Here is a 13,069-nt window from a genome sequence, read left to right as displayed (position 1 = left end):
GTACATATTTAAGTTACAATAACATTACTATTCTTTATTAAGCTATCTTAGTTTTAGAAATCCTTGTACAATAAAAGTAAGATAAAGATACGGAAACTAAAGGCAGGGTTCAATCTGGATACCTGTCGCAGCTCCATATAAGTATCAAAAGGAGTGTATTTTATGGAAGAAGCTACTAAAGAAATGCGTTATTGTGCTCTTAGTCTGAATGATAAAGAATACTTAATTGCTGCTACTGCAGAAGGATTAGCCTTTGTAGGGTCGCAAAATGCTGGGTTAATAGAATTGGTAGTCTGGATTGAAAAAAACCGTCCCGGGACATTATTAAAAGAGGATACTATTTTTATGGAGCCTTATTGTATAGAGTTGAAAGAATACTTTGCCGGTAAGAGAAAGAAGTTTGATTTACCGTTGGATGTAGAAGGATCTAATTTTCAAAAAATGGTTTGGAAAGAACTGTTGAATATCCCTTATGGAGAAACAAGAACGTATTCTGATATTGCTTGGGCAGTTGAAAATCCAAAAGCTATTCGTGCAGTGAGTTCTGCTATTGGGAGAAACCCTATTGCAATCGTTGTTCCCTGTCACCGTGTGATCGGTAAGAATGGGAAATTGAATGGATACCGTGGTGGTTTAGAAATGAAACAAGAATTGCTAGATCTTGAAAAAGTCAATACACCCCTTTTAAAAGCAACTATGTAAAAAAGTTCATCTAAACGATGAGCTTTTTTTATTTTGTAAAGAATACGTTCTGATAGTGATATAGTTTGCAGACTGCTATGATATGAAAGAGGAAACATTTAATCTAAAAGGGGTAATTGTGAGATGGAAACTAAACCAAAAGGTATTAAAAGTTTTATTGAGTTGTTGCTGTCGACTAAAGTTTCAAAGGGATATTTGATATTTGGTTTGATTGGGAGTGTATTAACGACTTTAGTTGGGTTGGCTATTCCATTATTAGCTGGGAATATCGTGGATGAGTTTACTTTAGAGACACTGACTGTTGGAGTTATCAGCCTTATTGTAACTGCATTTCTTTTACAAGCAGTAATAGATGGCGGGTCAGCCTATTTACTGGCAAAGGCTGGTCAACAAATGGTAGCCCGCTTAAGGCAGCGTTTATGGGCAAAAATGATTCGCTTGCCTGTCGGCTATTTTGATGCTAATCCTAGTGGTCAGTCAGTCAGCAGGGTAGTTAATGATACAGGCATCGTAAGAGATTTGATTACTTACTATTTTCCGCAATTTGTTGCTGGGCTTATATCGATCATCGGTGCGGTAACGATTCTATTGTTTATGGACTGGCAAATGACGTTGTTGATGCTAGTGTCTGTTCCGCTTGTTTTGTTAGTCATTATTCCATTAGGAAAAAAAATGGGAAAAATTTCGAGAGAATTGCAAGCAGAAACAGCTGAATTTTCGGGAAGTATTCAACAAACTTTTAGTGAAATCCGCTTAATGAAATCATCAACTGCAGAATCCGTGGAAGAAGTAAAAGGCAGACAAGGAATTGATCGCTTATTTGCTATTGGTCTGAAGGAATCGAAGATCACTTCTGTCATTGGCCCTCTAATGTATTTAATTATGATGGCTTTAGTTGTCATGATTTTTGCTTATGGAGGGATACGTGTGGCGGATGGGACGTTGTCAACTGGATCATTGGTAGCTTTTTTATTGTATTTATTTCAAATCATTTATCCAGTCACTTCATTTGCGACATTCTTTACTCAATTAAACAAAACAATAGGTGCTACGGAACGGATTGTAACTATTTTAGAGCTGCCAGATGAAAGTGGGCAAATAGGACTGAGAGAAGATATCACAGGGGAAACGTTGACAGTTAAGGGAGTTTCATTCAGCTATGAAAAAGATGAGTCTATTTTAAAAAATATTTCTTTGGTCGCTCACCCTGGGGAGCTGATTGCTTTTTCTGGACCAAGTGGTGGTGGAAAGACGACACTTTTTAGTTTGTTAGAAAGGTACTATGAACCAGATGCAGGAGAGATCATGATCGGCGATCGATCTATTTACGATTTTTCATTAACTTCATGGAGGAAACAAATTGGTTATGTTTCTCAAGAGAGTGCAATGATGGCAGGGACGATTCGTGATAATTTGACCTATGGATTGGAAAATGCAGATAGTATTAAAGAGAAACGTTTATGGGAAGTTGCTGAGCTTGCATACGCAGACCAGTTTATTAAAGGATTTAAAGAGGGGTTAGACACGCAAGTTGGCGAGAGAGGGATAATGTTGTCAGGAGGTCAGAAACAACGTATAAGTATTGCACGAGCCTTTTTAAGAGATCCTAAGATTCTTTTGATGGATGAAGCTACTGCGAGTTTAGATAGTCAATCTGAGCAAGTAGTGCAAGAAGCCTTGACTCGGTTGATGAAAGGGAGGACAACATTCGTTATTGCGCATCGATTGGCGACTATAGTCAATGCGGATAAAATAGTTTTTATAGAAAAAGGTCAAATAACAGGTTGCGGCACTCATGAAGAGTTGAAAGAAACTCATTTATTATATAGACAATTTGCTGAACAGCAATTATCTTAGAGTCAAAGATTGAGAAGAACCGACTGTTATTGAATGGTAAATCATTTATTTAGGATTTTCAACTGTAGTGTTATATCCTTAAAATATACATTTAATTAATATTTAAGGAAAAGAGGCGAAAGAATAATGATGACAAATAGAAGACAACCTCGATCATTTGTTAATTATTTAGTTGTTTTAGCTTATTTGGCCATGATAGGAACAAACGCTTTAGCGAATATTCTTCCAATCAATGGAATTACAACTGGAGAAGTATCTGATTCTTATCCCAATTTGTTTGCTCCGGCAGGCCTGACATTTTCCATATGGGGAGTCATTTATGTTCTGCTGGCAGGGTATGCCGTTTATCAATTAATCATTGTGCAAAAAGGGAAGCGCCCGCCATCAGCAGATTGGCTCGAAAAAATCGGGATTTTATTCATCCTTTCTTCATTAGCGAATATTAGCTGGATTCTTGCTTGGCATTATCGATTTATTGGACTTTCTACGATATTGATTGCTAGTTTATTGATTTGTTTAATCTTAATCAATCAATCGATAGTGCAAACACATTTGTCAAAACTTGATAAAATATTTATCCGTTTACCGTTCAGTATTTATTTTGGTTGGATAACGGTAGCTACCATCGCCAATGTCACTACTCTATTGGTAGACTGGAACTGGAATGGCTGGGGACTGTCAGGCGAGGCGTGGACGATCATTATTTTGTTGGTTGGTGTGGCAATTGCTGTTGCAACAATGATGAGCAATAAAGATATTGCTTATGGATTGACGGTTCTGTGGGCTTACTTTGGGATTGCCTACAAGCATATCTCTGATAGCGGATTTGCAGGAGATTATCCGTTGATTATTGGGACTACGATAGCTGCTATGATTGTTTTGGTCGGAACAACTGGGTATCTATTGTATACACGTAAGAAGAGAGCAAAGAGTTTTTATTAAAATAAGCAGTCAAGCTTCTAGAAACTATCAGTATCAAATGATAAATAGGTAGATTATTTCTAGAAACAGGAAACCCTAAGTTAAATCAGGGTTTCTTTTTTTACAACGACTGGAAATATCTTGGTTATTTTTAAATAGAAAGACAGAACTGATCTAGAACAGTCCGTTCTTAAATTCTTTTTCCGCTAAAAGTGTGGTAAACTAATTTTATTAATCTAAAAGTAAGGATCAGGATGTATGACTAAAAATACTCGTTTGATGTATATTGCATTACTAGCTGCCCAAGGGGTCGTTATTTCATTAATAGAACGGTCTATTCCGTTTCCTTTTGCATTTGCTCCAGGAGCGAAACTAGGACTGTCAAATATGATCACTATACTGGCTTTGTTTACACTGCCGTATAAAGATAGTTTTAAAGTTGTTTGGATGCGGCTTTTGGTGACTACCTTATTAGGTGGGACAGTTTCCACTTTTTTGTATAGTTTCGCCGGAGCTTTTTTAAGTTACTTTGGGATGTTAGTTATTCGTATGCTCGGCCCTAAACGAGTAAGTTTGATTGGAGTAAGTGCTGCTGGAGGAATCTTACATAATGTTGGTCAATTGATTGTTGCAAGCTCTATTGCACAATCTTTCAGTGTGATGCTGTATCTTCCGATTCTTTCTTTTTCTGGAATATTTGCAGGAATAGCGGTCGGTATAGCGGCTAATTATTTAATGGAACATGTCGCGACAATCAAAAAGATTCAAAATGAAGAAGCAAAAAAGAACAAGCTGACAAGAGAATGGTATGAAGCTTCGTTAAAAAACAACTTGGATAATTAATGAAAAGCCTTTGCAAAGACAAACTCAGGAAGTTTTTGCAAAGGCTTTTTTGAGTGAAGAAATCTAATTAATAGGTACTTTGTTTAGTTTTTCTTTTATCTCAGACTTGCATGTGAAATACAGAACAGTTAAACGCATACAATTGACAGAAATGAGAACAAATCATTTAATATCAATATTTTTGCTTGATCAGTGTAGACATAACAAAAGGAATAAATTATAATTAACTCGTAATAATAAATAGTAAGTAAATTTTTTTTGCACTTGTTTGCTCACATGATAACAAATTATAGAAAAGAAAAGATAAGGGGTTTTTTAGATGGCAACAAAAAATATTGTTGTAGTTGGAGCTGGATATGCCGGCGTAGCAGCTACTAAAAAATTGTCGAAACACTTTAAAAAAGATAAAGATGTTGTGATTACTTTGATCGACAAACATTCTTACCAAACTTATATGACTGAGTTACACGAAGTTGCTGCTGGACGTGTAGAACCAGATGCGATCCAATACGATTTACAACGATTATTTGCTCGTCAAAAAAATGTAGATGTGGTTACAGATGAAGTTCTTCATGTAGACCATGATGCTAAAACAGTTAAAACCGTTAAGGCAGTATTTACTTATGATTACTTGATCTTAGCTATGGGTGGAGAGCCAAACACATTCAACGTTCCAGGAGTAGAAGAAAACGGGTTTACTTTATGGTCTTGGGAAGATGCAAATGCTATCCGTCGCCATATCAAAGACACGGTAGAAGCTGCTTCTAATGAACATGATGTTGAAGAAAGAAAAGCTATGTTGACGACTGTAGTCAGTGGAGCAGGTTTCACTGGTGTTGAAATGGTCGGAGAATTGATGGAATGGAAAGAACGTTTAGCTAAAGACAATAAATTAAATGTAGATGAATTCAGTTTGTATTTAGTAGAAGCTGCCCCAAAAATTCTTGGTGTGGTAACTGAAAAAGAACAAACAAAAGCTGAAAACTACATGTTGAAAAAAGGTATTCAAATCATCAAAGGAAATGGTGTAGCGAACGTTGAAAAAGAGTCCATCGAATTAACTGATGGTACAGTTATCCCAACTCATACTTTGATTTGGACTGCTGGTGTTAAAGCTACATCAGATGTTGAAGGTTATGGAATGGAAACAGCTAGAGCTGGTCGTTTAGTTGCTAACGAATATATGGAAGCTAAAGGAGTAAAAGATGTTTACCTGGCTGGGGACATCGTTTATTACGAAGAACCTGAAAAAGACAATACTCCAGTTCCTCAAATTGTTCAAAGTGCTGAACAAACAGGACATACAGCAGCAGCTAACATCATTGCTTCTATTGAAGGCAAAGAAAAAACGAAACATAAAGGAAACTATCAAGGATTCATGGTATCAATCGGTTCTCGTTATGGTGTAGCTTATTTGATGGATAAAATCCATTTAAGCGGATTTATCGCTATGTTTGTCAAACATATGGTGAACTTATTATACTTCTTGACTATCGGATCAGCCTTTTACTTTGTTCAATATATCAGACACGAATTCTTCTTTATCAAAGACGAACGAAATATCTTCAGAGGTCATTTGTCACGCTTAGGAAATATCCTTTGGTCAGTTCCATTGCGAGTATTCTATGGTAGTATGTGGGCTTGGGAAGGTTTGAAAAAGACTTTTGGTTTATTCGGTACAACTTCATGGTTTGGAGACGAAATCGTCTTGCCGTTTGAATGGTTGAAAGACCCTACTACAGGAGCTTCTCAGGCAGTTGAAGAAGTTGTTGCTAAGCCGGTATTTGGTTTAAGCTATGTATACGGTGAAGAACCAATGATGGTATTCAGTAAAGCTCCAGGCTGGTTTAACTGGATCATGGAAATCATGATTCCTAATCAAGATGTTGCTTTGTTCTTCCAAAAATTCATGACGATCGTTGAATTATTGATCGGATTAGCTATTATCGTAGGATTGTTTACGTGGTTGGCTAATGCTGCTACGATTGCTTTAGTTATTTCATTTGCGCTTTCTGGTATGTTCTATTGGGTAAACATTTGGTTCATTCCGGTTGCATTCTCATTGATGAATGGGTCAGGTCGAGCTTTAGGTTTAGACTATTATGTTATGCCATGGCTGCAAAAGAAATTAAGCAAGTGGTGGTATGGAGACGTCAAGTCGATTTACGAAAAAGGTATTCAAAAGTAAGACGCGACAAAAAATGGGGATGGGACAGAAATAGTCTCATCCTTTATTTTGTTTAATGGATTTACAAATGAGTCAATAAAATATAAGCTTAAGAAAAGTCGCTGAGTTGTTCTCATATGGTTTATAAGAGACGACTCTACGTCGTACTCTATTATATTTTAGGATGTGTATATATGGATTTAAAGAAACAATTAAGTATGGTACGCCGCTGGGACGTCGTTATTGTCCTTACTTTAATGCTAGCTTCTTTTCTGCCGTTGGGGATCTTTACGTATGCACAAGCACAAGTAAAAGACACTGAGTTGATAGCTGTTATCAGTGCAGATGGTGAGCAACTGGCGGAATTTACTTTGGCAGATGACGGGAAAACAGAAGAGTATGTTTTCGAAGATGAGCACGGACATGAGAACAAGATCATTCGAAATGGCCTAGAAGTCTATATGTCCGATGCCAATTGTTCTGATCAACTATGTGTACGAAAAGGGGAAATCGATGCGGCTGGAGAAACAATCGTCTGTCTGCCCAATCATTTGCTAGTAGAAATAGAACCTAGTCAGCCTGATGCTGATATAGAGACTGAGTTAGATATTATCTCTTAAGAACAAGGTATTCAAAGATAGAGGAGAAAGTGTATGAAGATTCATCCAATGTGGAAAAAATATCCGTCCCTTCAAGCGGAATTAAAAGCTTGCAACGCTTTAATCGAAAAAAATATAACTATCAAGAATAAAGATGTGAATCAGAAAATCACAGAATTACTGTCTTCGGGCGGGAAAATGCTGCGCCCAGCTTATACGATAATGTTTTCACAGTACAAAAAAGATGCAGACAGTAAAAAAGCTCAGGCTATAGCTGCTGCAATAGAAGTGTTGCACTTGGCGACTTTAGTTCATGATGATGTCATTGATGATTCGCCTTTGCGCAGAGGGCAAGAAACGATTAATTCACAATACGATAATCGTATAGCTGTCTATACAGGAGATTATTTGTTTACGGTGTGTTTCCGTTTATTGTCAGATTATGTTGAAGATGCAGGCGCATTGCAGCTCGATAATAACGGTATGGAAAAAATCCTCATCGGGGAATTGAATCAAATGGACATGACCTTTAACCCTAAAATGACAATGAGAAATTACATTCATCAAATACAAGGGAAAACAGCCCAGCTGTTTGCTTTAAGCTGTTATGCGGGTGCCTATGAAAAAGGGTCTGAAAAGTTAGCTAAAGCAGCTTATCAAATTGGCAATAATATCGGATTGGCATTTCAAATCATTGATGACATACTGGACTATACGCAAAACACTAATATTATGGGCAAACCGATTATGAATGATTTTAAAAAAGGGATCTATACAGCCCCGTTGTTATTTGCCATGCAAGAAAACCGGCAAGCTTTTGAACCATACATTGCTAAAAAAGAACTGATCAACGATAAAGAACTCGAAGAAGTTCACCTTCTGGTTAAGCAATATCGTGGAGAAGAGAAAGCCAAAGAATTAGCTGATAAATATACTCAAAAAGCTTTGAAGCAAATTGAACGACTACCAGAAAATCCAGTGAAGAAACAGTTATTAACCATTACTGAGCAAGCGTTAATGCGAAATAATTAAGGAATAAGCCTCTAGAAAAGAGGTTTCTTCCTTTTGTTTTTGAAGATGTTCATTAAAAATTCAAAAGTTAATGAAAAACTTCGTTAACTTTCTAAAAAATGTTGTTTTTATCTAATCTAAGTGCTATTATAAAAGCGTAGTAAGGAATGCAATTATTTGTGAAAATAAGCACAATAGATAGGAAAAACATAGAAAAAGGGGTTTTAATAATGAAAAAATTATTCTCTGTATCAACATTAACTTTAGCATCAGCATTAGTATTAGCAGCATGTGGAGGCGGCAATGAAGAATCAGCCGGAACTACAGAATCAGCAGCTTCAGAAGGTGGATTACAAGACGGAACTTACAAATTGGTAGAAAAAAACCTTGATGAAAATGGATGGAAAACAGATTTTTCAATTACTGTTGAAGGCGGTAAAATCACTGAATCAAACTACGAGAACTTAAATGAAGCAGGCGCTAAAAAATCAGAAGATGAAGTTTACCAAGAAAAAATGGCAGAAGTTGCTGGAGTAGGTCCTGCTGATTACTTCCCTGAACTAAATGAACAATTAGTTGAAACTCAAGATCCTGAAGCAGTAGAAGTCGTAACTGGAGCAACTCATTCTTCAGAATCATTTAAAGAATATGCAAAAAAATTGATTGATGCAGCTGAAGAAGGCAAAACTGAAACAATCGAAATCGACAACTAATAGTTTCTATTCTCGATAATTTATTTATAATAACAGGTAGGGGCAGAACATGTTCCTGCCTGTTTTATTTATGATGAAAACCAGTGAGGAGAAAGTGAAAATGAAAAGAAATGATCAAAACAAAAAAAGCATCGTTTGGTTTTTAACAGGAATGTGCTTTTTGTTGTTGGCTGCTTGCGGTTCAAATGCTGAAGAAGAGCAAAATTTATTGAAAACTCCTTATGAACAAACAGAGTTTTTGATGGGAACTTATGTGACTTTACGCATTTATGACGAAGGAAAAGAAGCAGTTCTGGAAAATGGTTTCAAAAGAGTAGAAGAGCTGGCAGATAAAGTAACGGTCAATGAACCTGGTTCAGAAATAGACAAAATTAATGAATTGGCTGGGAAAGAAGCTGTAGAACTGTCTGAGGATGTTTATCCTTTAGTCAAAACAGCTGCTGAATATAGTGAGATCTCTAATGGAGGATTTGATTATACTGTCGGACCGATCACAGATCTATGGCGGATTGGATTTGATGATGCGAGAAAACCTGAACAGAGTGAAATTGATGCTGCATTACCATTGGTGGACTACAGTAAAGTGGAGTTCGATACAAAAAATAAAAGTATTTTCCTGAGTGAAGAAGGTATGAAATTAGATCTAGGAGCCATTGCTAAAGGCTATATTGCAGATGAAATAAGAAAGTTATTTGAAGAGTCAGGTGTTACCACAGCTATTATAGATTTAGGTGGAAATGTCATCGTTATGGGAGGTTCGCCTACTAGAGAAGGAGAAGCTTGGAACGTTGGGATACAAGACCCGTTATCCGAAAGAGGAGAAACAGTTGGGAAAACGGCGCAAAAAAATCGCTCGATCGTGACTTCTGGAATTTATGAGCGTTATTTGGAAGTAGATGGAGAAGTTTACCACCATTTAATGAACCCTCAAACTGGGTATCCATTTGACAATGAAATTGCTGGTGTTTCTATTATTTCAGAACGTTCAGTTGATGGAGATGCACTTTCTACAGTAGTGTTTGGTCTTGGGGTGGAAAAAGGTTTGGAGTATGTAAATAATCGTGATGATATAGAGGCTGTCTTCATTACAAAAGAAAAAGAAGTTTACACTTCAAACGGTATGAAAGACAACTTTGTGTTGACCAATGAAGAATATACTTGGGTCAATCAATAAATAGGTTTAAATCAGACAACAAACATTGAAGGAAGTGCACGATATGAGTATTCCCGTTTTTTTAGAATTAGTAGAAATCAGAACTAAATTAGCCAGCTTGTTCCCTTTTACTTTAGGTATATTATTTTCAATCTATTATTTTTCAGAATTCAATGTAGTTAATACAATATTATTTTTTATAGCGATGTTGGTGTTCGACATGGCGACGACGGCCATCAATAATACAATGGATTATGTTAAAGCTAAAAATATGCATTACAAAGAACATGAAAATATTTTAGGAAGAGCCGGTTTATCGGTTAAACAAGCCACCATAATGATTGTATTGATGATTGGTTTTTCGGCCATTATTGGATTGACTTTAGTTTATAGAACCAATATTTTGTTATTAGTCATTGGTGCGCTGTGTTTTGCAGTAGGGATATTGTATACTTTTGGTCCGTTTCCCATTTCTAGAATGCCTTTGGGAGAAGTGATGTCTGGATTAACAATGGGGTTTGGTATATTTTTTATTGCTGTATTTATCAATGTTCCGCCTACACTTGTGACAGCACTTGTACTCGATTGGCCAAGCTTTATGCTGAGCGGCAGTTTGCAAAATATTGCGGCTATATTTCTAGCTTCGCTGCCGCTGGTATTTACGATTGCTAATATTATGCTATCGAACAACATTTGCGACTACGAAACAGATATTACCAATCACCGATATACATTAACGTTTTATATCGGAAAACCTTTGGCGATCAAATTGTATGCGTGGCTTTACTATGGAGCTTTTGCTGCGTCTACGCTGGCTGTCTTTGCAGGCGTCAATCCGATGTGGATGTTAGGAATTTGGTTAGTTTTTCCTATTGTGCAAAAGAATATTCAACTTTTCAGAAAAAAACAAGATAAAGCGACCACATTCGGATTAGCTATCAAGAATTTAGTGGTGTATCACGGAGCACAGATTGTACTGTATAGTCTGGGTATCTTGTTTAGGTAATGCCCATTAGATTGATTAAGCAGAAAGAAGGCTGAAGGTACATGGGATTTAGAACATTGTGTTACCACGAATTTCGAAAACGAGATGAAATAACTGAAACAGGTCCATCTTTAATCAAAGTCGCGCAAGATTATCAAGATGCACTGCCGCGACCTTTGTTTACATATGTCGAAGATTTTGAAGAGCAGATGGCGTATTTGAAAGCAGAAAACTATCATTTATTGACACTTGAAGAAGTAATGGCATATTACACAGGAAAAGATATTCCGAAGAAATCTGTTTTATTAACGGTTGACGATGCATATCAGTCATTCAAAGAGTATGCCTACCCTATTCTAAAAAGACACAACTTCCCCATCGTTTCTTTTGTAGTATTAGGATGGTTAAGCGAAGAAAAAGAAGCATATATACCTCATCTTTCTGTCACGATGAGCAAAAAAGAATTATCAGAAATGAGAGACATTGTCAAAACAGCTAATCATACAACGCTGTTGCATCAACGATACGTAGACGACAGTACTGCTCTTCAAAATGTCTCTTTTGAAGAATTGAAACGAGACATAACTGAATGCGGAGTTTTTGTAGAAGAGCCTTCAGTATTTGCTTACCCCTTTGGAATATACAACAAAGAAGATATGCTGCGTTTAGAAAAAATAGGTATTGAGTTTGCTTTTACATGCGAAACTGGGTTGAACACGCAAACAACAAAAACACTTGCATTACACCGAGAAGTTGTTCCATTAGGAATCTCGCTGGAAGAATTTAAAAAAATAGTAGAGTAAAAATAGAATATAAAAAAGCAAGGTAAAGCTCTAAAAGAGTTTTACCTTGCTTTTTTAGGCAGCGGATAAAAAAATCCTTTCTGCCGGAAAAGACAGAAAGGATAAAAAGGGGTAATCATGTAAGATAAAATTATGGAGTCATCGTTACAGGCTCTCTGCGAATAACTTCTTGAGTTTCTAAATCGAAGAAGTGACCTTTGTTCATATTGAAAGCTAATTCGATCATTTCGCCAGGATTGTGGAAGTCGCGTGCGTCAACTTTAGCAATGAATTCCGTGTCGCCGACTCTTGAGTAAAGCATGGTTTCAGCACCTAATAATTCAGATACCACTACTTCAGATGTCACGACAGTATTTGGACTAGCGTCAATTGCAACTTGTTCGCTGTGGATGTCTTCTGGACGAATACCGAAAACCAATTTTTTGCCATCGTATCCGCGTTCTTTCAATAAGCCTAATTTACCTGCAGGAACTTCGATCTCTAGATCTCTTCCATTTGAGATCATATTTCCATTTAGAGTTACTTCAAACAAGTTCATTGCTGGAGATCCAATGAAACCAGCTACAAATACATTGTTTGGAGTATCGTAAACTTCCTTAGGAGAACCGATTTGTTGAATGAATCCATCTTTCATAATAACGATACGGTCAGCCATAGTCATAGCCTCTGTCTGGTCATGGGTTACATAAATTGTTGTTGTTTCAAGGCGACGGTGTAGTTTAGCAATCTCAGCACGCATGGCTACACGTAATTTAGCATCCAAGTTGGATAAAGGCTCATCCATCAAGAATACTTTTGCGTCACGAACGATGGCACGTCCTAAAGCTACACGTTGACGTTGTCCACCAGAAAGAGCTGCTGGTTTACGTTTTAAATAATCTGTTAATCCTAAGATTTCTGCAGCTTCTTCAACACGTTTTTTGATTTCTTCTTTTTTGTATTTACGCAACTTCAACCCGAAAGCCATGTTGTCGTATACAGTCATATGAGGATATAGAGCATAGTTTTGGAAAACCATTGCAATATCGCGGTCTTTTGGTGCAACGTCATTCATCATTGTGTCGCCGATCCAAAGTTCGCCTTCTGTGATTTCTTCTAAACCAGCGATCATACGCAGTGTAGTAGATTTACCGCATCCAGATGGTCCAACGAATACAATGAACTCACGATCTTTTATGTTTAAATTGAAGTCTGTTACTGAGTAAGTATCACTATTGTCATAACGCTTATGAATTTGTTTTAATGCCATTTCTACCATGTCGTTTATCCCCTTTAAATAAAGTGTTTGTTTGAATATCATCAGTATATTGTAAAC

12 protein-coding genes are annotated in these 13,069 nt (G+C 36.8%); 11 read left to right on the top strand and 1 reads right to left on the bottom strand.

The window, feature by feature from the left end; genetic code table 11:
* The first annotated feature begins 162 nt into the window (after positions 1-162).
* The 11 genes from ACE025_RS07540 to ACE025_RS07490 all read left to right on the top strand — a co-directional run bounded on the left by ACE025_RS07540 (position 163) and on the right by ACE025_RS07490 (position 11,754).
* Entirely contained in the window at positions 163-702 is a 540-nt protein-coding gene (locus ACE025_RS07540; RefSeq protein ID WP_485939005.1) for a methylated-DNA--[protein]-cysteine S-methyltransferase, read from the top strand.
* Between the two features lie 123 nt (positions 703-825).
* A complete protein-coding gene (locus ACE025_RS07535; RefSeq protein WP_485939003.1) occupies positions 826-2,559 on the top strand; it encodes an ABC transporter ATP-binding protein in 1,734 nt (577 codons plus the stop codon).
* Positions 2,560-2,685: 126 nt separating this feature from the next.
* Positions 2,686-3,501, top strand: a complete 816-nt coding sequence (locus tag ACE025_RS07530) for a tryptophan-rich sensory protein (protein WP_485939001.1) — start codon at positions 2,686-2,688, stop codon at positions 3,499-3,501.
* Positions 3,502-3,738: 237 nt separating this feature from the next.
* The gene (locus ACE025_RS07525) at positions 3,739-4,323 is read left to right on the top strand and encodes a Gx transporter family protein (RefSeq protein ID WP_485938999.1); all 585 of its coding nucleotides are present in this window, start codon (positions 3,739-3,741) and stop codon (positions 4,321-4,323) included.
* A 319-nt stretch (positions 4,324-4,642) separates the two neighbouring features.
* Complete coding sequence (locus tag ACE025_RS07520) at positions 4,643-6,511, top strand: FAD-dependent oxidoreductase (protein ID WP_485938997.1); 1,869 nt, start codon at positions 4,643-4,645, stop codon at positions 6,509-6,511.
* Positions 6,512-6,684: 173 nt separating this feature from the next.
* Positions 6,685-7,110 (top strand): NusG domain II-containing protein, encoded by a 426-nt coding sequence (locus ACE025_RS07515; protein WP_485938995.1) that lies wholly within the window; start codon positions 6,685-6,687, stop codon positions 7,108-7,110.
* Between the two features lie 33 nt (positions 7,111-7,143).
* The gene (locus ACE025_RS07510) at positions 7,144-8,121 is read left to right on the top strand and encodes a polyprenyl synthetase family protein (RefSeq protein ID WP_485938993.1); all 978 of its coding nucleotides are present in this window, start codon (positions 7,144-7,146) and stop codon (positions 8,119-8,121) included.
* Between the two features lie 209 nt (positions 8,122-8,330).
* Positions 8,331-8,813 carry an FMN-binding protein gene (locus tag ACE025_RS07505; protein ID WP_485938991.1) on the top strand — a complete coding sequence of 161 codons (483 nt, stop codon included), beginning with the start codon at positions 8,331-8,333 and terminating at the stop codon, positions 8,811-8,813.
* A gap of 100 nt (positions 8,814-8,913) precedes the next feature.
* Entirely contained in the window at positions 8,914-9,987 is a 1,074-nt protein-coding gene (locus tag ACE025_RS07500; RefSeq protein ID WP_485938989.1) for an FAD:protein FMN transferase, read from the top strand.
* Between the two features lie 43 nt (positions 9,988-10,030).
* Positions 10,031-10,972: a 1,4-dihydroxy-2-naphthoate polyprenyltransferase gene (gene menA, locus ACE025_RS07495; protein ID WP_485938987.1), complete on the top strand. Its 942-nt coding sequence runs from the start codon at positions 10,031-10,033 to the stop codon at positions 10,970-10,972.
* A gap of 41 nt (positions 10,973-11,013) precedes the next feature.
* A complete protein-coding gene (locus ACE025_RS07490; protein WP_485938985.1) occupies positions 11,014-11,754 on the top strand; it encodes a polysaccharide deacetylase family protein in 741 nt (246 codons plus the stop codon).
* 130 nt (positions 11,755-11,884) lie between these two features.
* Here ACE025_RS07490 and ACE025_RS07485 read toward each other — a convergent pair whose 3' ends face one another.
* Entirely contained in the window at positions 11,885-13,012 is a 1,128-nt protein-coding gene (locus ACE025_RS07485) for an ABC transporter ATP-binding protein (protein ID WP_485938983.1), read from the bottom strand.
* Positions 13,013-13,069 lie beyond the last annotated feature (57 nt).

Source organism: Desemzia sp. AGC72 (assembly GCF_057334175.1).
This window is presented reverse-complemented; position numbering and strand designations above follow the sequence as displayed.